The following is a 20,546-nucleotide window of genomic DNA, read 5'->3' on the forward strand; positions in this document are numbered from 1 at the left end:
TTTTGTGATCGCAGTGGCCTCTTCGCAGGCTTGCCTGCGAAGAGGGCTGCGCGGTTTGTCGATTGTTATCGGCTTAAATCCCTGATTACTTCTTCCGCCCATCAAATCACCCTTCCAAAGTCGATTTTTATCGGCTATAAAGTCGATCAGATTGTCATGGGTCGTCTGTTAATGTGATGACCCCACCCTATTTGCCCAGGAGGAGTTTTCCATGAGCCGTATCGTTACTGTCGCCGCCACCCAGATGGCCTGTTCCTGGGATCTTGAAGCGAACATCGAGACCGCTGAGAAGCTGGTGCGCGAAGCCGCTGCCAAGGGCGCGCAGATCATCCTGATTCAGGAACTGTTCGAAACGCCGTATTTCTGCCAGAAACCGAACCCGGACTACCTGCAGTTGGCCACGCCGCTGGAAGAGAACGTCGCTATCAAGCACTTCCAGAAAATCGCCAAAGAATTGAAAGTCGTATTGCCGATCAGCTTCTTTGAACTGGCGGGCCGTGCGCGTTTTAACAGCATCGTGATCCTCGATGCCGACGGCACCAATCTCGGGATTTATCGCAAAAGCCACATCCCGGATGGCCCTGGCTATCACGAGAAGTACTACTTCAACCCGGGCGACACTGGCTTTAAAGTCTGGCAGACCCGTTACGCGAAAATCGGCGTGGGCATTTGCTGGGATCAGTGGTTCCCGGAGTGTGCCCGCAGCATGGCGTTGCTGGGTGCGGAAATTCTGTTCTACCCGACCGCCATCGGCAGCGAGCCGCACGACAAGACCATCAGCTCCCGTGACCACTGGCAGCGTGTGCAACAGGGCCATGCCGGCGCCAACCTGATGCCGTTGATCGCCAGCAACCGTATCGGTAACGAAGAGCAAGACGGCTACGACATCACCTTCTATGGCTCGTCGTTCATCGCCAACCAGTTCGGTGAAAAAGTCGCAGAGCTCAACGAAACCGAAGAAGGCGTGCTGGTCCACAGTTTCGACCTCGACGAACTTGAGCACACCCGCAGCGCCTGGGGCTCGTTCCGCGATCGTCGTCCAAACCTGTACGGCGCAATCAAAACGCTCGACGGTTCCCTGGAGTCCTGATCGCCATGACCACGCTGAAAAGCACACCACGGGCCGATGGTTTCTACATGCCGGCCGAATGGGCGCAGCAGACCCAGACCTGGATGATCTGGCCCGAGCGCCCTGACAACTGGCGCCTGGGCGGCAAACCGGTACAGCGCGCGCACGTTGCGCTCGCCAAAGCCATCGCCCGCTTCGAACCGGTGACGGTCGGCGTGTCCGCCGCGCAGTACGACAACGCCCGTGCCCAGCTCGACGTGCCGAACATTCGCGTCGTGGAATTGAGCAACAACGACGCCTGGGTTCGTGACACCGGTCCGACCTTCGTCATTAATGACAAGGGCGAAGTGCGCGGCATCGACTGGTGCTTCAACGCCTGGGGCGGTTTCGACGGTGGTCTGTATTCGCCGTGGAACCTTGACGAGCAAGTCGCCAGCAAGATTCTTGAGATCGAACGCAGCCCGCGTTACGAGACTGAAGGTTTCGTGCTCGAGGGCGGTTCGATTCATGTCGACGGTGAAGGCACGGTCATCACTACCGAAGAATGCCTGCTCAATCGCAACCGCAATCCGCACCTGTCGCGCGAAGAGATCGAAGCGGTACTGCGTGATCAGTTGTCGGTGGAGAAGATCATTTGGCTTCCGGATGGCCTGTACAACGACGAAACCGACGGTCATGTGGATAACTTTTGTTGCTACGTGCGGCCTGGTGAAGTGTTACTGGCCTGGACCGATGATCCGAAAGACCCCAACTACCCGCGCTGTCAGGCGGCGATGAGGGTCCTGGAAAACGCTCGCGATGCCAAAGGTCGAGCGTTTGTCGTGCACAAGATGCCGATTCCCGGCCCATTGTTCGCGACCGAAGAAGAGTGCGCAGGCGTCGATCAGGTGCACGGTACCCAGGAGCGCAACGCTTCGGTGCGTCTGGCCGGCTCTTATGTCAACTTCCTGATCGTCAATGGCGGCCTGATTGCGCCGGGCTTTGACGATCCGCTCGATGAAACGGCGCGTGAGATTTTGCAACGCCTGTTCCCCGAGCATGAAGTCGTCATGGTGCCAGGTCGTGAGCTGTTGCTCGGTGGCGGCAATATCCACTGCCTGACTCAGCAACAACCGGCACCGCATAAGGGCTGAGTTGGTCTCGTTCTTGCTATCCAAAAGCCCATCAATCGATGGGCTTTTTTGTTAACGGGAGCTTCAGCGCCGATTCGTTGACTCCGTACTGCCCTTCGCGGGGCTGTCATAAAGCACAGGTACATTTAGCCGCTCAAGACTCAAGAGGTTGTCCCACATGAACGCAGGTATGGAGCAGCAGGTTGCTCGCGGTTCATCTGCAAGTAGCGAAGCACGTCAGATGATGGCGGACTGGTTAAGGACAACCAGAACATCCAAGGCACCAAAGCCAGATTCACGGCAGCTGCTCATGGCACGCTACCCGGCCGGGCTGATCAGCGAAGCCGAGCTGGAAGTATTGCTGCGGATTCTGGATCGCTGAGTATCTAAAAACGGACACCCCTGCTGACACGCGGTCAGGACAGGCTCTGATGAAAAACGCCCCGGTTTGGCTGGGGCGTTTTTTGTGGTGTGTGTCAGACACACCGTGTGGGCCGTTCGCAGCGGGACGCATAGTTGCGAGCCTGCTCTCACCGTTCAGGTTGATGATTTAACCAGTCAACTGGTCGCATTCCATCAATACCCTCCCTTGCATGAGCCCTAGATTAACTCCCAGAGCAGGCTGCCGTGCCGTGCGGTCAGTCACTGTCGAGGAGAAGGCTTATGCAATCCGTGAACATTTTGAAGCAGCAAACCCGGGTCGACGGTTGGGATCATCAGGATCCTGAAGAAGCCTTTACCTTGCCCTCGCGCTACTTCTTCGACGAGACCTTGTTCAAGGCTGAGCGCGACAATATTTTCATGCGCTCTTGGCACGTGGCGGGGCATATCAGCGAGTTCGCCGAACCGGGTCAGTACGTGGTCACAGACCTGTTCGACCAGAGCGTGGTGGTGGCGCGGAACAAGAATGGGCAGATCCATGCGTTCCATAACGTGTGCCAGCACCGCGGCAATCGCCTGCTGGAACAGCGTCGTGGCACCACCGGCGGCGTGGTCCGTTGTGCGTATCACTCGTGGTGTTACGAAATGGACGGCAGCCTGCGCAGCGCTCCACGTTGTGAGCGGATCAAGAATTTCGAGCCGCAGCAGTTCAGCATTCCCAAGGTGCGCATCGAAGAAATGGGCGGTTTCGTCTACTTCAACCTCGATGCCGAAGCACCGTCTTTGAGGGACCTGTTCCCCGGTGCCGACGAGGAAATGCGCAGCGTTTTTCCGGACCTGGACAACATGCGCCTGATCGATGAGCAAGACGTGATCGTCCCGGCCAACTGGAAGGTGATCATGGATAACTCCATCGAGGGTTATCACTTCAAGCTGTCCGGGCCGTGCCATATCGACCTCGCCAAGCTGATCGATTTCAAAGGCTATGAGTTGACCAAACGCGACAACTGGTGGACCTACGCCGCGCCAGCGAACCTGGCAGCCACTGAGGCTTATGGGGTCAAACTCAGAAGCGATCTGAATCCGCAGGAGTGCTTCTTCAACATCGGCATGTGGCCGAACAACACCTTCTATACCTTCCCGTTCTCCGAGTTTTTGGGCTCGTTCATGATGATCCCGCTGGATGCCGAACGCTCGCTGCTGCGCTTTGGTTACTACTCGTCCAATGCCGAAACCGCGGCAGTGAGCACGGCCTGCATGAAATGGATGAACGAGGATCTGGGGCCGGAAGACATCGCGCTGAACATCTCGGTGCAAAAGGGCCTGCATTCGCTGGGTTATGACCAGGGCCGCTACATGATCGACGCCCAGCGCAGCAACGAAAGCGAGCATTTGGTGCATCACTTTCACCGGCTGGTTTTTCAAGGCATTCACGGTCCGTCCGCGCGCTGATCACCTTTTGACTATCTGACGGAGCACGACGGGCCATGTCCGAGCATGAGTTTGATTATGTGATTGTGGGCGCCGGCTCTGCCGGTTGCGTGCTGGCCAATCGATTGAGCGAAGACCCTTCAGTGAGCATCCTCGTGCTTGAGGCTGGGCCGGTGGATAAAAGCTGGACCATCGACATGCCTTCGGCGGTGGGTATCGTCGTCGGCGGTACGCGCTATAACTGGAACTACAGATCCGAGCCTGAGCCGTATCTGGACGGACGCCGAATCGGCACGCCACGCGGGCGCACCCTGGGTGGTTCGTCCTCGATCAACGGCATGGTCTACATTCGCGGCCATGCCCGTGATTACGATAGTTGGGCGGATCAGGGCTGCAGCGGCTGGAGCTATCAGGAGGTGCTGCCGTATTTCATTCGTTCGCAGACCCATGCCGACGGCGCGGACCCTTATCGCGGGGATGCCGGGCATCTGCATGTCACCCCTGGCGACATCGACACGCCGCTGTGTGCGGCCTTCGTTCAAGCGGGGTCGCAAGCCGGTTACGCCTTGAGCAGCGACTTGAATGGTTATCGTCAGGAAGGTTTCGGCCCGGTGGACCGCACCACTCGCGCGGGCCGACGCTGGAGCACGGCGCGCGGCTATCTGACCGAGGCGTTGACGCGGGGTAATGTCAGCGTGGCGACCGGAGCCTTGGCGTTGCGAATTCTGTTCGACGGGCCTCGTGCCTATGGCATCGAATACGAACAGAACGGCCAGGTGCAGCACGCTCGCGTGAGGCGCGAAGTGCTGCTTACGGCTGGCGCGATCAACTCGCCACAGTTGCTGCTGTTGTCCGGCATCGGCCCGGCAGATGAACTGCGCAGCCTCGGTCTGCCGTTACAGCACGATCTGCCCGGTGTCGGGCGGCGACTCAACGATCACCCGGACACGGTCGTGCAGTACCTGTGCAAAAAGCCGGTGTCGTTGTATCCCTGGACCACTGCGCCAGGCAAATGGTGGATAGGTGCTCGCTGGTTCGTGACCCACGATGGCCCTGCGGCCAGTAACCACTTCGAAGCGGGCGCGTTTATTCGTTCGCGGGCCGGGGTCGAGCATCCTGATCTGCAGTTGACCTTCATGCCGCTGGCGGTGCAGCCGGGTAGCGTCGATCTGGTGCCGGCACATGCGTTTCAGGTTCATATCGATCTGATGCGCCCCACCAGCCTCGGCAGTGTCACGCTGGCCAGTGCCGACCCTCGTCAGCCGCCGCGCATCGTATTCAATTATCTGAAAACCGAGCAGGACCGGGCCGACATGCGCGCCGGTGCCCGTTTGGTCCGAGAGATCATCAATCAGCCAGCCATGGCCGCGCTCAAAGGCAAGGAACTGGTCCCCGGCCTCGAGGCACAAAGCGATGACGAACTGGACGCCTGGGCGCGCTGCGTAACGGAAACTGGCTACCATGCCAGTGGTACCTGCAAGATGGGACCGAGCGACGACCCGGAAGCCGTGGTCGATGCGCAATTGCGGGTGCACGGCGTCGAAGGCTTGCGGGTGGTGGATGCTTCGATCATGCCGATTATCGTCAGTGGCAACACTAATGCGCCGACGGTGATGATCGCGGAAAAAGCTGCCGACATGATTCGCGGATTGAAGCCGCTGCCGACGGCGCAGGCGCCGGTGTGGGTGCATCCGCAGTGGCGTAGTCAGCAGCGATGAGATACGCCGATCAATTGTAGGAGCTGCCGAAGGCTGCGATAGGCCCGAGAGATCGCAGCCTTCGGCAGCTCCTACAGTGGATTTGTATACGACACGGTCAAGGGCTAACCATGAAAAACGAATCCGGTCAGATCGAGACCCTACTCGATTGGCGCAAAGGTGAAGTCGCCCCCTTGCGGGTTGCCGTCCTGCTATTACCGTCCTTCTCCAACCTCGGGTTGGCCGCCGTGGTCGAGCCCTTGGCGATTGCCAATTGGTTGACCCAACGGCAACTGTTCGAATGGACCTTGCTGTCCCTCGACGGTCAGCCGGTGCAGGCCAGCAACGGATTGTGCAGCCCGGTGGCAGAAGGCATCCGTGCCGATCAAGGGTTTGACGTGTGCCTGGTCATCGCCAGCTTCGACGTACACAAGCACAGCCGCAACCTGGCGTTGAAAAGCTGGTTGCGAAAACAGGCGCTGTTCGGTGCGGTGCTGATGGGCGTGGAAACCGGCACTGAACTGCTGGCCGCCGCCGGGGTGCTGGATGGCTATGAAGCCGCCGTACACTGGGACAATTTGCAGGGTTTTCAGGAAAGCTATCCACGGGTCCACGCCAAGACCCAGCTCTACACCCTTGAACGACAACGCCTGACCTGTGCCGGCGCCACCAGTACCCTGGACATGATGATCAGTTGGCTCGGGCAAAGCATCGACAGTGATCTTGCGCGGGAAATCGCCATGCATCTACTGATGGGACGCGTGCGTCAGCCAGCGGACAATCAGCTCGATGGCGGCCTGACCAACACCAAGCTGTACGGCGGCAAAATGCGGCGCGCAGTGCTGCTGATGGAGCAGGCGCTGGAGGAGCCGCTGGACTGCGAAGCGATTGCCAGTCAGGTCGGGCTGTCCCGTCGGCAGTTGGAGCGGCAGTTCAAGCAACACACCGGCCTGTCACCGCTCAAGTACTACATCACCCTGCGCCTGGCCAAGGCTCACAGCTTGTTACAGCAAACCAAACTCAGCGTGGCGCAGGTGGCGGCATGTTCCGGTTTTGGTTCGCTGGAACACTTTTCCCGCACCTACCGCGCCAAATTTGGCTGCCCACCGAGCGAGGACCGCAGCCAGGTGTGGACGGCTCCGGTGATGCGGCAGCCGTTGAGTCGGGAGCCGCGGGTGGTTGCACGAGGGGACTGATTTATTTTTCGCGCTCTTTGAAAAATCAATCTGTCCCCGGCTTTCAGAGCGGGGACAGATTAATTTTCGATGAAGCGCTGAAAATAAAATCAGTCCCCTCACCCCGCTACTTATCACCCCCGATACCCGGGTTCTTCCTCATCCAGAATTCCCATCAACGCCGAAAAATGCTTCTCGGCGAACCCCGGATAATCCAGCCATTGCCGCGCTGTCTTGCGCGCAATGTCATCGCTGGCAATCCGTAACGGCCGGGCGGTCGAAAGCGCGGTGATGTAGGTCTCGCAGGCGCGTTCGAAGTAGTACAAATCGTCAAACGCCTGAGCAATGCTCGGCGCCGCCACCAACAGCCCGTGATTGCCCATCAACAGGATCGGCTTGTCGCCCAGCAAGTGGCTGACCCGTTCAGCCTCGTCACCCAATCCCATACCATCGAAACCTTCGTCGATGGCGACCCGCTCAAAAAACCGCATCGAATTCTGCTCGATAGGCGGCAGGCGTGAATCGGCCAGACAGGCCAGCGTCGTCGCGTATTTGGAGTGCGTGTGCAAGATGCAGCGCGCGTGCGGCTGGTTGCGATGCAAGGCGCTGTGCAGCGCCCAGGCGGTGATGTCCGGTGCGTCGGGCCGGTCCAGGCTGCTAGGGTCGTCGGCGTTAACCAGCAGCAGATCGCTGGCCTTGATTTGGGAGAAATGCGTGCCGTAGGGGTTAATCAAAAACTCGCGGCCATCGGTCGATACCGCCACGCTGAAGTGATTGGCGATGGACTCATGCATGCCCAGGCGGGCAGCCCAGCGAAAGGCACAGGCCAACTCGATTCGCTGTTTGGAGTATTCGTCGTTCATTGTTTCCCTCCGGCTGTGGGTCAGTCTTGCCAGTGTAAATCGCCGCCCATGGGGCACTTGATGGGAAGCGACTTTCGCTGACGTTATCGCTGCCCGTTCAAGTCGTGGCAAAGCGGCGGCGATTTGCCGTTTTTGATCAATAGCGCACAACCCGGCAAGCAGATAGTGGCTGCATCCAGTCATGTAGCCAGGAGACGCAGATGTCGGACATACCGTTGTTTATCGGAGGGCAATGGCAAGCGCCGCAAGTGCCGAGTTACCGGGATGTGATCAACCCGGCGACCGAGCAAGTGCTGAGCCGCGTGGCGGTCGCCGGACGTGCAGATGCCGAACTGGCGATCCGCGCGGCGCGGCAGGCTTTCGATCACGGCGAGTGGCCGACGATGGTCGTGACCGAACGTGCGCAGATCCTGCAAAAAATCGCAGCGGCCATCGAAGCGGATGCCAAACATCTGGCGCGGCTGGAAACCTTAAACGCGGGCAAGACCCTGGGCGAAAGCCAGGCGGATATCGGCAACGTGGTGGCGACTTTTCGTTACTACGCGGCGTTGCTTGAAATCGAAACCGGCAGCGTCAACTCCCACGCGCCCGCGCATGTGATCAGCCTCAATCAGCGCGAACCGGCGGGTGTCTGCGCCTTGATCGCGCCGTGGAACTACCCGCTGCTGCAGGCCGTGTGGAAGATTGCCCCGGCGCTGGCGGCAGGCAACACGGTGGTATTCAAACCCAGCAGCTTGACCCCGATGACCGCCCACCGTTTGACCGAACTGTTTGAGCAAGTGGGCTTGCCCGATGGGGTCTTCAATCTGCTCTGCGGCCCCGGTGAAATTGGTGAGCTGCTGGCCGCGAGTACGGAGGTGGATCTGGTGTCATTGACCGGTGGTGCTGGTGCCGGAGGCAAGGTGATGCGTGCTGCCAGTGGCAATTTCAAACGGGTGGCGCTGGAGCTGGGTGGTAAGAATCCGAACATCGTCTTCGCCGATGCCGATTTCGAAGTGGCACTGGACCAAGCACTCAATGCTGTGTTTTTCAACGCCGGACAAATCTGCTCGGCCGGTTCGCGTTTGCTGGTGGAGGACAAAATCCACGACCGTTTCGTCACAGCTTTGCAGCAGCGCATCCTCAACATTCGCCTCGGCGATGGTCTTGATCCAAGCACGCAAATGGGTCCGGTAATTTCCGCCAGCCAGCGCGATCAGGTGCTGACAATGATTGCTGGCGCGGTGGAGCAGGGCGCGCAGTTATTGGCGGGCGGCAAGGTGCCGCAAGGTTCGGCTTTCCAGCGTGGTTTCTGGCTGGAGCCGACCTTGCTCGGCAATGTCACGGCCCAGATGCGCATCGCTCAGGAAGAAATCTTCGGCCCGGTCATCACCGTCGAACGTTTCAGCGGCGAGGCCGAGGCCCTACAATTGGCCAACGACACGCCCTACGGACTCGCGGCCGGTGTCTGGACCCAGGACATCGGCAAGGCCTACCGGATGGCCAAGCGTCTGCGGGTCGGCACCTTATGGATCAACGACTACAATGCCGCGTTCCCGCAGGCGCCGTGGGGGGGTTACAAATCCAGCGGTATCGGTCGCGAGCTGTCGCGTGCCGGGCTGGATGAGTTCACCGAACTCAAGCATGTCTACCTCAACACCACACCCGTTGCGTTGAACTGGTTTGGTGTCGAGCAGACGGGCTGAGGGCAGGGCAGCACACCTTGCCGACAAGACCGCATAAAAACAACAACAAAAAAACGCTTCGCACTTAGCCGAACACTGCCGTCGTCAATCCCGAGGAGTCCATTTCATGAGAGCTTGCCCGTCCCTGTTGTTGCTCGCGTCACTCACTCTGCCGCTGCTGGCCAGCGCGGCAGAACCCGAGTCCTGCGAGACCGTCCGCTTCTCCGACGTCGGCTGGACCGACATCAGCGTCACCACGGCGATCACCAGCGAAGTGCTGGAGTCGCTGGGCTACAAAACCAAAACCACCCTGCTCTCGGTGCCCGTGACCTACAAATCCCTGGCGGCGGGCAGGGACCTCGACGTGTTCCTTGGCAACTGGATGCCGACCACCGAGAACGACCTTAAGGCCTACCGCGACGCTGGCACCGTCGAAACCGTGCGCGCCAACCTCGAAGGCGCCAAGTACACCCTGGCTGTGCCGGAGTATGCCTACGACGCCGGCCTGAAAGACTTCGCCGACATCGCCAAATTCAAGGACAAGCTCAATGGACAGCTCTATGGCATCGAGCCTGGCAACGACGGCAACCGTCTGATCCAGAGCATGATCGACAAGAACGCCTTCGGCCTGAAGGACTTCAAAGTGGTCGAGTCCAGCGAAGCGGCCATGCTCTCGCAACTCAAACGCGCCACGCGCAAGAACGAGTGGATGGTATTCCTGGGCTGGGAACCGCATCCGATGAACACCAAAAACAAGATGAAATACCTGACCGGTGGCGACGACTATTTTGGCCCGAACTTCGGTCAGGCGACGGTCTACACCAACGTACGCAAGGGCTATATGCAGGAGTGCAGTAACGTCGGCAAACTGCTGCAAAACATGGTCTTCACCTTGAAAATGGAAAACCAGCTGATGGACGCCGTGCTCAACGACAACCAGAAGCCGCGTGCCGCCGCCAAAGCGTGGATCAAAGCCAATCCAGAGGTACTGGACACTTGGCTGGCGGGTGTCAGCAGCCGTGACGGCAAACCTGCGCTCCAAGTCGCCAAGGCACAGCTGACGCCTTGATTGGAGACACACGATCAACTGTACAGGCTGTGTGAAAACCTGACGATCATGTTTCAAACCAACGCCCCGACTTGTCGGGGCGTTGGTTTTTGGCCTTTGATCCCGAAATCATCGCTGTTCGTTTTCACGTCGCCGGGACAAAGCGTTTTGAGCGCTCCATGGCCAGTCCTGGGACGTTTGTCAGGCGCAAAAAAAGGCTGCTTAGCCCATCTTCGCCATCATTTCACGCGCACCCAGCACATTGATCGCCCTTTTAAAGTTATAGGCAAGCACCGCCAGCGACATCTCTATTCGCGCGCCTTTCAGTTGGCGTAGCAAGAACCGTCCATTGCCCATGATCCATTGCTTGAGGTTGCCGAAGGGGTGTTCAACGATGGACCTTCGTTCAACCATCTTCTCCGGATGCGCCTGCATGCGCTGCTCCATTCGCTCAAAAGCGGCCTCATGCGCATGCCGCGTTACTTTCCGGCGGGAGGTCTTGGTGCACTGACTTTTCAGCGGGCAGTGGGCGCAGTCACTGGGCAGTGCGTGGTAAATACGCGTGCCGCGATTCAGTTGCGTCAGCGTCAGTAGCTTGCCATTCGGGCACCGGTACTGATCGTCCAGGGCCTCATACGTAAACTGGGTGCGGTCAAAGAATTTTACGTCCCCGCCCCGCGTGTTGATCGTTCGATTCAGCGGCACATACGCCGTGATACCCGCGTCTTCACAGGCCTGGAATTGTTTGCCGTGGGAATATCCGGCATCGGCCACTACCGTCAGCTCTGACTGTTGCAGTACTTCTTTAGCCGCTTTGGCCATGGGTTCAAGCTGTTTGCGGTCATCGCCGTCCTGAGTCACTTCGTGGTGCAGGATCAAGCCGTTCTCGGCATCCACCGCCGTCTGCACGTTGTACGCCACGGCCATGCCTTGCGGCGCCCGCATCATCCGCGCCTCGCTTTCGGTGCTGATGAACTGCTCGACTTCCAGCGCCTTCATCACCTGCTGACGGGTCAGGTTGTTGTCTCGTTTGTTGCTCAGACGGGCCAAAGCGGCTTTGACTTTCTGCTTATCCACAGGCTGATCGGCGTCGTCTTTGTCCGCCCGATCAAGCTCCGCCAGGTACTGGGTAATCTTCTTGTTCAGTATTTCCTCATCGCGCTTAAGGTGCTTGAGGCTCATATGACGGCGCTTGGAGGCCACGGCTTTGAATTTGCTGCCGTCGATAGCAACCAGCTTGCCGGCGATTAGCCCCACTTCACGGCAAAAAAGAATGAAGAGTCGGCAGATGGCGGCGAATGCGGCACCGTTGTCTCTGCGGAAATCGGCGATGGTTTTGAAGTCAGGTGCGAGCTGATTGAGCAGCCACATGACTTCGATGTTGCGCAGGCATTCGGCTTCGAGGCGGCGTGACGAACGGATGCTGAGGAAATAGCCGTAGAGATAAAGTTTGAGCAGGTCTGCCGGATCATAGGGCGGGCGCCCGTTGCCCTTGAGGACAGCCTTGTCGAATCCCAGCTCCCGCAGATTGAGCTGGGTGACATAGGCATCAATGACTCTGACCAAGTGGTCTACCGGAATGGATTCTTCCAGCGACACCGGAAAAAGACTGCTCTGATCGCGCGCTATGCCTTGGATGTATGCCACAAAAATGCCCCCAATCTTCCGATGAAGGCATTTTCTTAGACCGTTGCAAGAATTGCCAGGTTTTCACACAGTCTGTGTAGGAGCGCGCTTGCCCGCGATAGGCCGGGGTCGCGCTCGACACGAAGGACCTTCCTGCAATAGTGAGTTCACTATTTTGGGAGCGCTTCGCACTGGAGCGCCAGCCCGGGCCATCGCGGGCAAGCGCGCTCCTACAGAGGTATGCGATCCGATATCATGCACAGACCTAATCGATCCCCGGTCTGCTGCAATGGCCCTCGCTGCACCGCCCGATCTCAGTGACACCACCGTCCCCGTGCAGCCTTTGGCGCGGACGTATCCGCGTGGCCGCTATATCGAGCCGCACGAGCATGTCTGGGGCCAGGTGCTGTATGCCATGTCCGGGGTCATGTGGCTCGAAACCCCACACGAAGCGCTGGTGGTGCCGCCGCAACGGGCTGTCTGGCTGCCGCCTGGCGTGGTGCATGGGATTCGCGTGGTGTCGGATCTGGAGATGCGCAACATCTACCTGCGTCCGGCGATTGCCGCGACGCTGGAAAGCACCGTTCAGGTCATCGAAGTCGGGCGGCTGTTGCGTGAGCTGATCCTCAATCTGGTAGGACAAGGACAGGATCAGCAGGGGCCGGATCAACAAGACCCGGACTACTACGAAGCGGTCGTCGGTCTTGCGCTGCTGGAGTTGAGGCGAGCCAAGCGCACCTTGCTGAAAATCCCCATGCCCGATGACTCAGACCGTCGCCTGATCAATCTGTGTCAGGCCGTAATGACCGCACCCTCGCTGGATGTGTCCTTCGAGCAACACGCGGAAAACGCGGGTGCCAGCGTGCGTACCCTGGCGCGCCTGTTTCAGGGGGCGTTGGGCATGGGCTTTGCCGAATGGCGGCGACAGGTGCAATTGGCGACGGCGGTTGCCGAGCTGATTCAGGGCGTGCCGGTCAGCGCTATCGCGCGTTCGTTGGGTTATTCACCCAGCAGCTTCAGCGATATGTTTCGTCGCGAACTGGGTGTGAGTCCTTCGCAGTACCCGATCGGCGAGCGCATGGTCTGACAGGTGGCCGACATTTTGGCCGGCTCTTTTTTGGCTGGCTCTTTTTGGCCCGCTCTTTTTGGCTGAAAAGCAGAAGCAGTTGACCGACAGCTTTTTCAGCCCGCTCCTACACTTTGGACACCTTAAACGCTGTCGCTCAGCCCCTTGGCGCAACGCGACGCCTGGAGTCCGGAGCTCACATGAGTTACCTCATTTCCCTCGCCATCGGCATCGCGGTCGGGTTGCTCTACGGGCTGCTCGACTTCCGATCTCCTGCGCCACCCGCTGTCGCGCTGGTCGGGCTGTTGGGCATGCAACTGGGCGAGCAGCTCTGGCCCATGGGCAAGGAACTGGTCGCTCGCTGGCTGACGTGAACGCTGGCTGTCATGAATCAACAGCGGCACTTGTCGCTATCCCTGAATTCTCTCGCTTGAAGGAGCCCTCATGAACGCACTGCAATTTTCCAAAACCGGCGACCTCGCGGCGCTGCAATACGTCGACGTCGCCCAGCCCGTGCCCGCTCAAGACGAAGTGCTGGTCCAGGTGAAAGCCGCCGGTCTCAACCCGAGTGATGTGAAAAACGTACTCGGGCGTTTCCCCTACACCACGATGCCGCGCATCCCCGGTCGGGACTTCTCCGGTATCGTCGTAGACGGCCCGCAGGCATTGCTCGGCCAGGAAGTCTGGGGTACCGGCAAAGAACTGGGCTTCACCCGTGATGGCTCGCATGCGGCCTACCTGACCTTGCCGGCCAAGGGTGTTGCCATCAAGCCCACAGCCCTGAGCTTCACCCAGGCCGCCAGCCTCGGCGTGCCGTTCACCACCGCCTGGGATGCACTGGAACGCAGCCTGGTAACCGCCAACACCCGCCTGCTGGTGATTGGTGCCAACGGCGCAGTCGGCAGCGCCGCCCTGGCCCTGGGTAAAATCCGCGGGGCCCAGGTCCTCGGTGCAGTACGTCGTCCCGAGCAGGTCAAAGCGCTGCAAGCAGAGGGCTTCAACGCCATCCAGCTCGACAAACCCGAAGAACTGGCTGCCCAGGTCAACGCCGTATTCGCTGGCGGCGCCGACGTCATCTTCGACACCACCGGCTTCTGGCTACCCGCCGCCGTCCCAGCCCTGGCCCCCTTCGGCCGCATCGCCATCATCGCTGCGCCAGCGGATGGGCATGTACAGCTTCCGGCGCTGGCTTTGTATCGCAAGGGTGGTTCTGTTGTCGGCATCAACTCATTGCTCTACGGCACAGAAGCCTGTGCAGTGATGCTCAGCCAGTTTGGTCGCTTCTTCGATGAAGGCTTGCTGCCGCTGCCGACGGGGTTGTTTGAATCGCCATTGGCTGAAGGGCTGGCGCGGTATAGCGAAGTGAATCAGGGGAGTGGGGATAAGGTGGTGTTGGTGCCTTGATTGACGTCAGGCACTCGGACTATTACTCAAGTTTTTCTTGCCGTGCGAGGAAACCGTGAATGTAGTCGAGTACCTGTTGTGCGCCTTCTTCAGTTTCTACCAACTCGATCGGACGTTGGCCCTGTAAATAGGGATTCGGATTTTCCATCCATTTGAAGGCAGCTGCGCGGCTGCCACGAACGGGAATTGCCAGGTTCAACACCTGCTTGAGTAAGTCGGGGTGTGCGTACCAGGATTCGGGCTTGATGGTGGGCTTTCGACCGGGGATCACTCGGGGAAATTGGCAAGCTGCGAGCTCTTGCTGGGTAATATGCGAACGCACCCAGTGCGCATGGTCAGCGAGTTCTGTATTCGGCTTACGCTGATGGTCTCTCGTTGGGATGACCAATCCTACTCGCACTTGGGTAAAGCTCCGAATCATCTGAAGGGCGGGCGCCAGATCAGTGTCGTTGGTGACGATAACGACCTGATCGACTGTTCTAGTAATCGCATCATGATAGGCATGCAATGCCAGACTCACATCCGACTGCTTTTCTTCGACCTTCCAGGCCAGAATTTCTTGGCACTCTCTGGGCGGCAGACTGGGCGCTTCGACATCAACGATCTTCACTTTCATCTCGTTGATGGCGTAGTAGCCTTCTACTAACTGCACGCGCCCAGGATGCACCTTTTGTAGCGCTGTGTGGTAACGGGCTTGCGAGGATACCGAGTCAGTTGCCTTGGCCACGCTTTCTACGATTTTTGCGGTAAAGAACTTGATTGATGGGTCTGGAAGCAGAGTCGAGGCGTGATGCCTGCCAGCTTGATCGTGGGCAAAAATGGAAGGGAGGATATGCCCCTCGAACAGGTGCAACAGGTCTATCCACTTATATGGGGTTCCCCTCAAGCAACCGTAATAAAAGTTGTACCCATCAATGTAGATCCGCGTTCGCAGAGGCTTTAGGCCAGGCGATCCATGCATTTCCATACTCCAGAAACGAAAAAACCGGCTAGCGCCGGCTTTTTCCCCCTCCAACCAGATGGTCAAGCCACGCCGGTCGTGAGGGTTAGTTGTTAAGCAAATTCTCTATCAAGGGTGACGCGGGTGTCAACCTCAGTCTGGAACGAGTATCTGGTCATTCGCTCATAAAAAGGGGGGGGCACGTTTTTCCTGAACCTATTAGAACGGGGCAGATATATGTTCTGCCCCCTCATTCGTTCACCTCATTAGACCACCACACACCTCCGGGGGCAGGGCCTGCGAAAGCGTTGGGTCAGGTACACGAAGTTTGCCTGGAAAAATAAAGCCTCCCACCTATCGATGTCCCGCCCGTACTCATTACATCACCGCACAAATGATGTTCCTGCGCCCATCTTTATCCGTCCAGAACAACGCCCTACATTTCACTCCACTTGCCTACCCATCATTTCGAAGGGAGGTCACAGGAGAGTTGTCATGCCTTTCGTCAGCGTGCGCATTACCCGCGACGGCGTCACTTCGGAGCAGAAAGCTCAGGTGATCGCTGAAATCACTGAAACCCTGGAGCGCGTCCTCCACAAACGCCCAGACCTGACCCACATCGTGATCGAAGAAGTCGACACCGATAACTGGGGGTATGCCGGGATAACCACCACCGAGTACCGAAGACAACTCGCAGAGGTTCAGTCATGACTCAGTCCGTCACCATCGATTTCGTCTCCGATGTGGTGTGCCCGTGGTGCGCCTTGGGCGCGACAGCACTGGAGCAAGCCATCCAGAACCTGGCCGGTGAAGTCCCGGTCGAATTGACCTTCAAGCCCTTCGAGTTGAACCCGGACATGCCGGCCGAAGGCGAGAACGCGGTCAAGCACATGATGCGTAAATACGGACGCAGCGCCGAGGAAGTCGCCTCCGGTAAAGAGATGCTGATGGCCCGTGGTCAGGCCATCGGGTTCCAGTTCGATCTGGAAAAACGCAGCCACTTCTACAACACCTTTGATGCTCACCGTCTGTTGTTCTGGGCGTTGCAGGAAGGGCGTCAGATCGAGCTCAAGAAAGTCTTGCTGCGCGCTTATTTCACCGACGGCCAGAACCCGAGCGATCGCGAGACGCTGGTGCGTCTGGCCGCTGAAGCGGGGTTGGATACGGCGTGTGCACGTGAGGTGCTGGTGTCCGGAGAGTTCGCCAACGAGGTGCGTGAGCTTGAAAGGTTCTACCGCAAGCAAGGCATCAATTCGGTACCGGCCATGGTCCTCAACGGTCGTCACCTGGTGTCCGGTTCGCAATCGGTCGAGTACTACGAACAAATGCTGAGGCAAATGGCGCAGGCCCCAGCCGAAGCCTGATTGCTCGCTTCTTCCAATTCCCCAACATCCTTAGAGGTTCATCATGAACAATACGAAAAAAGTCATTGTTGTCACCGGCGCATCCCAAGGTATCGGCGCCGCAGTGGTCAAGGCCTTCCGTGATCTCGATTACCGGGTTGTCGCCACCTCGCGTTCGATCAAACCGTCCACCGACCCCGACATTCTCACCGTGGCTGGCGACATTGGCGACCCGGCGACCGCCGAGCGAGTCATTCGTGAAGGCATGGCGCGTTTTGGCCGTATCGACACCCTGGTCAACAACGCCGGGATCTTCGTCGCCAAGCCGTTCACCAGCTATACCCCCGCTGACTACACCGCTGTGCTGGCGGTGAACCTCGGTGGCTTCTTCTACATTTCCCAACTCGCGATCACCGAGATGGAAAAACAAGGCAGCGGCCACGTCGTCAGCATCACCACCACCCTGGCGGACCACGCCATCGAAGGTGTGCCGTCGGTACTGGCGTCGTTGACCAAAGGTGGCCTCAACTCTGCGACCAAATCCCTGGCCATCGAGTACGCCAAGCGCGGCATTCGTGTGAACGCGGTCTCCCCCGGCATCATCAAAACCCCGATGCACGGCGTAGAAACCCATGAAGCGCTGGGGCAGCTGCACCCGGTCGGACACATGGGCGAGATCAGCGACATCGTCCAGGCCATCGTTTATCTGGACACCGCCGGCTTTGTCACCGGCGAAATCCTGCACGTCGATGGCGGTCAGAGCGCCGGTCACTAAGACCTGTCCGCAGCGTCGTCGATAAACGTCGACGGCGCTGCCATTTTCCTGGAGGCACGCTCAAGGGTTTACGGCCATGAACAGTACATTGGAGCGCGCAACATGAGCACTCACGTACACAAGGTTTTCCTGATCACCGGCGTCAGTTCAGGCTTGGGCCTTGCCTTTTCGCAAGCGGCGCTGGCGGCGGGCCATACGGTGGTTGGCACGGTGCGGCGCGAGGCCGAGCGTACCGCGTTCGAAGCGCTGGACGCCCATCGCGCCAAAGCGTTCGTGCTCGACGTCACCGATTATCCGGCGATCGAGCCGCTGGTGGCCGATATCCTGCGCGATGTGGGACGGATCGACGTGTTGGTGAACAACGCCGGATATGGTCATGAAGGCATTCTCGAGGAGTCGCCGCTGACTGACATGCAGCGCCAGTTCGACGTCAATGTGTTTGGCGCGGTGGCAATGATCAAGGCGGTACTGCCCGGCATGCGTGAGCGGCATAGCGGGCATATCGTCAATATCACCTCCATGGCCGGCTTCATCTCCATGCCAGGCATCGCCTACTACTGCGGCAGTAAATTCGCTCTCGAAGGCATCAGCGAAGTGCTGGCCAAAGAGGTGGAAAGTTTGGGTATCAACGTGACCGCCATGGCGCCTGGCTCGTTTCGTACCGAATGGGCGGGTCGCTCGATGATCCGTTCGGGTCGCACCTTGAGTGAGTACGACCCGGTTTTCGATCCGGTCCGCAAGGCGCGTGAAGAGAAGAGTGGCAAGCAGGCTGGCGATCCGCACAAGGCGGCGCAGGCGTTGTTGACCCTGGTCGCCACTGAAAAGCCGCCCGTTCATCTGTTGCTTGGCAAGGATGCGGTGATGCTGGTGCGCGAAAAAATCGCGTGTCTTCAGGCGGAAATCGACGCCTGGGAACACCTCTCGGAATCGACGGATTTCGACTGATCGAAAACCCTACCGCATAAGGATTCAAACCATGACGTCCTGCCTGGAGTAGCCCCCGAGGATCGCCCGCAATCGGCGACCTTCCAGCGGTTAGCGCACCAATTTGCAGGCTGGTAATGTCCTCTAACAATGCGTATATGAGGGAACTAATGGGGCTGGAGTGATTATCCAAATTAAATCAATACGCCCCTGTATCGTCTCTGAGCCACCCCGCCAAGCTTGATAACTCCAGGTACTTAGTGGTACGTCATTGCGCCAAAAAAATCTAAATGCATCCTGTTGTTTCTACGATGTTTAAAAAATCACTGCTGGAGTCGTCCTGCTGCCGGCTCTGGCATGGCTGCCAGCGAACTAAACTAGTTATGCCTTTGGAGCAGATGTCTCCAGAGAGGCAAGGAGGTGTCAAATGGCCATTCATGATACTTATCGGGAAATTGAACAGACCCTCGGTCAGGTACCGGAGTGGATTAAGCAGATGCCGGAAGGCGGAGCGATCGGATTCTGGGGCGTGGCCCGGGATTTTTGGCTGGCGGATACCAAGATTCCTAATAAGTACAAGGAGTTGATAGGTCTGGCGGTGTCCGGGGCGACCCGTTGTAAGTATTGCGCCCTGTTCCATACCGAAGCCGCGCGCTTGTTTGGCGCGAGTGACGAGGAAATTTCCGAAGCCAGCTTTATGGGCTCGCTGACCATGATGGGCAGCACCTTTATTAACGCCCAGCAGATTGACTACGAGCAGTTCCGGCAGGAGACGTTGAGTATCGTCCGGTATGTCAAAGATCACTCGCAACCCAAGGCCGCTTAAGCCGTTGCGGGAACCAGCCCTTCGCCAACTGACGAAGGATAAGTTGCTTGCAATCACCAGCGATGGTCCGAGGACCACCGCTCGGTGGCAAGCGGCTGTGCTGCGAGCCATCGGCGAACTAATGCAATACAGCGATACCGCCCGCGAAGAAAAGCAAGACCTGCGCATTCCTTTCGCCAAAGCACTCCATGACCTCTATGCGGGACAGAAGTCCGACGCCGAGTTGACGGAAATGGTGTTGCTGATGCTGGAAGTGGAAACCGCCCCCTTTCTCGGCAAAGGGCCCCAGGCGGGAGCGGCATCTGGGAACAATGACCTCTGAGAAGTGGATAGGGCCAAGGGAGTCGTAGTGATTGATCTGAACTAAATCACGACGCCCCCTGATCTTCCGTCCATATAAGAATTTCCCTAGGATTTTTTTGGATAGTCAAGGGCCACTTGTGCGGGCTCGATCTCGCCGATTTCTGACCACGACTTCGCATCGAACCTGAACTCGGCGACGGCGCACGTTGGCATGTCGGTGATCTCGCTGGAGAGCCGCTGCGCGAGTTCGACCAACGCGGGGTTATGGCCAAAGATCATCACTGACTTCAGCCGGTCGCCCAGCGTGCGGATGACCTCGAGCAGGTCATTCGCCTCGACGGCATACAGCCGATCGTCCACGACTATGTCCTTGCGCCGGTAATCGAGCTTCCTGGCGATGATCTCCGCCGTCTCGAGCGCACGCACGGCCGGGCTCGACAGGATCAGATCGGGCTTCAGATCGCGCTTTGCCAAGCGCTCACCGATCTTAGGCGCGTCGCGTTTGCCGCGATCGTTCAATGGGCGGTCTTTGTCGGGCTGCGCAGCGTCATCCCAACTCGACTTGGCATGGCGAATGAGAAATAACATTTTCATACCGCCTCCGGTATCCTCGGAAAATCCGACCAAAGGGGTCGTAGTGATTAATCTAAATTAAATCACCACACCGCCTTATCGGGGCGCGCCCTCTGGTGTGCTGACTCAGAAATATTGACTCGATGGAATGGACTCGTTGCCAATAATGAGCGTGCCTTCCTTGCCGCTGGGCATGGTGTATTTCAAGCGCCAGGTCTTCACGCCGTTGGGTTTGACGAAGAGGTACGCGCTCCTGACCGGAAAATCGCAGTACCCCTAACATACCCTCGGGAAAGGGGATTTTGTTGGACCCCGACGGAGGGTTC

Annotated in this window: 21 protein-coding genes; 17 read left to right on the forward strand and 4 right to left on the reverse strand. The window is 58.5% G+C overall.

The genetic code is table 11. The annotated features are described in order from the left end of the window. The first annotated feature begins 211 nt into the window (after positions 1-211). The 6 genes from aguB to AC1MEE_RS27140 all read left to right on the forward strand — a co-directional run bounded on the left by aguB (position 212) and on the right by AC1MEE_RS27140 (position 6,886). Positions 212-1,090: an N-carbamoylputrescine amidase gene (aguB, locus tag AC1MEE_RS27115; protein ID WP_480412555.1), complete on the forward strand. Its 879-nt coding sequence runs from the start codon at positions 212-214 to the stop codon at positions 1,088-1,090. A 5-nt stretch (positions 1,091-1,095) separates the two neighbouring features. After that, complete coding sequence (gene aguA / locus AC1MEE_RS27120) at positions 1,096-2,202, forward strand: agmatine deiminase (RefSeq protein WP_480412556.1); 1,107 nt, start codon at positions 1,096-1,098, stop codon at positions 2,200-2,202. A 157-nt stretch (positions 2,203-2,359) separates the two neighbouring features. After that, positions 2,360-2,563, forward strand: coding sequence for a hypothetical protein (locus tag AC1MEE_RS27125; protein ID WP_480412557.1), 204 nt, complete (start codon positions 2,360-2,362; stop codon positions 2,561-2,563). A gap of 281 nt (positions 2,564-2,844) precedes the next feature. After that, positions 2,845-4,014 (forward strand): aromatic ring-hydroxylating oxygenase subunit alpha, encoded by a 1,170-nt coding sequence (locus AC1MEE_RS27130; RefSeq protein ID WP_480412558.1) that lies wholly within the window; start codon positions 2,845-2,847, stop codon positions 4,012-4,014. 35 nt (positions 4,015-4,049) lie between these two features. After that, positions 4,050-5,711 carry a choline dehydrogenase gene (locus AC1MEE_RS27135; protein WP_480412559.1) on the forward strand — a complete coding sequence of 554 codons (1,662 nt, stop codon included), beginning with the start codon at positions 4,050-4,052 and terminating at the stop codon, positions 5,709-5,711. 110 nt (positions 5,712-5,821) lie between these two features. Further along, entirely contained in the window at positions 5,822-6,886 is a 1,065-nt protein-coding gene (locus AC1MEE_RS27140) for a GlxA family transcriptional regulator (RefSeq protein ID WP_480412560.1), read from the forward strand. Positions 6,887-6,999: 113 nt separating this feature from the next. Here the strand turns inward: AC1MEE_RS27140 and AC1MEE_RS27145 are convergent, their stop codons facing one another. Beyond that, positions 7,000-7,728, reverse strand: coding sequence for a class II aldolase and adducin N-terminal domain-containing protein (locus AC1MEE_RS27145; RefSeq protein ID WP_480412561.1), 729 nt, complete (start codon positions 7,726-7,728; stop codon positions 7,000-7,002). 200 nt (positions 7,729-7,928) lie between these two features. Between AC1MEE_RS27145 and AC1MEE_RS27150 the strand changes: the two genes are divergently transcribed. Then, positions 7,929-9,413 carry an aldehyde dehydrogenase family protein gene (locus AC1MEE_RS27150; RefSeq protein WP_480412562.1) on the forward strand — a complete coding sequence of 495 codons (1,485 nt, stop codon included), beginning with the start codon at positions 7,929-7,931 and terminating at the stop codon, positions 9,411-9,413. 106 nt (positions 9,414-9,519) lie between these two features. Next, positions 9,520-10,461, forward strand: coding sequence for a choline ABC transporter substrate-binding protein (locus AC1MEE_RS27155; protein WP_480412563.1), 942 nt, complete (start codon positions 9,520-9,522; stop codon positions 10,459-10,461). A 201-nt stretch (positions 10,462-10,662) separates the two neighbouring features. Here the strand turns inward: AC1MEE_RS27155 and AC1MEE_RS27160 are convergent, their stop codons facing one another. After that, positions 10,663-12,087 (reverse strand): IS1182 family transposase, encoded by a 1,425-nt coding sequence (locus AC1MEE_RS27160; RefSeq protein WP_480410535.1) that lies wholly within the window; start codon positions 12,085-12,087, stop codon positions 10,663-10,665. Between the two features lie 268 nt (positions 12,088-12,355). Here AC1MEE_RS27160 and AC1MEE_RS27165 point away from each other — a divergent pair, with 268 nt between their 5' ends. The 3 genes from AC1MEE_RS27165 to AC1MEE_RS27175 all read left to right on the forward strand — a co-directional run bounded on the left by AC1MEE_RS27165 (position 12,356) and on the right by AC1MEE_RS27175 (position 14,536). Next, complete coding sequence (locus tag AC1MEE_RS27165; protein WP_480412564.1) at positions 12,356-13,153, forward strand: AraC family transcriptional regulator; 798 nt, start codon at positions 12,356-12,358, stop codon at positions 13,151-13,153. Positions 13,154-13,332: 179 nt separating this feature from the next. Beyond that, positions 13,333-13,506 (forward strand): DUF1427 family protein, encoded by a 174-nt coding sequence (locus AC1MEE_RS27170; protein ID WP_480412566.1) that lies wholly within the window; start codon positions 13,333-13,335, stop codon positions 13,504-13,506. 70 nt (positions 13,507-13,576) lie between these two features. Further along, complete coding sequence (locus AC1MEE_RS27175) at positions 13,577-14,536, forward strand: quinone oxidoreductase family protein (RefSeq protein ID WP_480412567.1); 960 nt, start codon at positions 13,577-13,579, stop codon at positions 14,534-14,536. A 22-nt stretch (positions 14,537-14,558) separates the two neighbouring features. On the opposite strand, the gene AC1MEE_RS27180 is transcribed toward AC1MEE_RS27175, so the two are convergent. After that, entirely contained in the window at positions 14,559-15,389 is an 831-nt protein-coding gene (locus AC1MEE_RS27180; RefSeq protein WP_480412568.1) for an antitoxin Xre/MbcA/ParS toxin-binding domain-containing protein, read from the reverse strand. A gap of 582 nt (positions 15,390-15,971) precedes the next feature. Between AC1MEE_RS27180 and AC1MEE_RS27185 the strand changes: the two genes are divergently transcribed. From AC1MEE_RS27185 to AC1MEE_RS27210, 6 genes are all read left to right on the forward strand, one after another. Then, a complete protein-coding gene (locus AC1MEE_RS27185) occupies positions 15,972-16,187 on the forward strand; it encodes a tautomerase family protein (protein ID WP_480412569.1) in 216 nt (71 codons plus the stop codon). Beyond that, on the forward strand, positions 16,184-16,840 hold the full coding sequence (locus AC1MEE_RS27190) for a DsbA family oxidoreductase (protein ID WP_480412570.1): 657 nt from the start codon (positions 16,184-16,186) through the stop codon (positions 16,838-16,840). The genes AC1MEE_RS27185 and AC1MEE_RS27190 overlap by 4 nt, the downstream gene beginning before the upstream one ends. Positions 16,841-16,883: 43 nt before the next feature. Further along, positions 16,884-17,594: an SDR family NAD(P)-dependent oxidoreductase gene (locus tag AC1MEE_RS27195; RefSeq protein WP_480412571.1), complete on the forward strand. Its 711-nt coding sequence runs from the start codon at positions 16,884-16,886 to the stop codon at positions 17,592-17,594. Positions 17,595-17,696: 102 nt separating this feature from the next. Beyond that, the gene (locus tag AC1MEE_RS27200; protein ID WP_480412572.1) at positions 17,697-18,539 is read left to right on the forward strand and encodes an oxidoreductase; all 843 of its coding nucleotides are present in this window, start codon (positions 17,697-17,699) and stop codon (positions 18,537-18,539) included. A gap of 406 nt (positions 18,540-18,945) precedes the next feature. Continuing rightward, positions 18,946-19,344 (forward strand): carboxymuconolactone decarboxylase family protein, encoded by a 399-nt coding sequence (locus AC1MEE_RS27205; RefSeq protein ID WP_480412573.1) that lies wholly within the window; start codon positions 18,946-18,948, stop codon positions 19,342-19,344. A 121-nt stretch (positions 19,345-19,465) separates the two neighbouring features. Then, positions 19,466-19,666, forward strand: coding sequence for a hypothetical protein (locus AC1MEE_RS27210; protein WP_480412574.1), 201 nt, complete (start codon positions 19,466-19,468; stop codon positions 19,664-19,666). An 86-nt stretch (positions 19,667-19,752) separates the two neighbouring features. Here AC1MEE_RS27210 and AC1MEE_RS27215 read toward each other — a convergent pair whose 3' ends face one another. Continuing rightward, positions 19,753-20,241 carry a SixA phosphatase family protein gene (locus AC1MEE_RS27215; RefSeq protein WP_480412575.1) on the reverse strand — a complete coding sequence of 163 codons (489 nt, stop codon included), beginning with the start codon at positions 20,239-20,241 and terminating at the stop codon, positions 19,753-19,755. Positions 20,242-20,546 lie beyond the last annotated feature (305 nt).

This window comes from Pseudomonas sp. ASL3 (assembly GCF_056680425.1).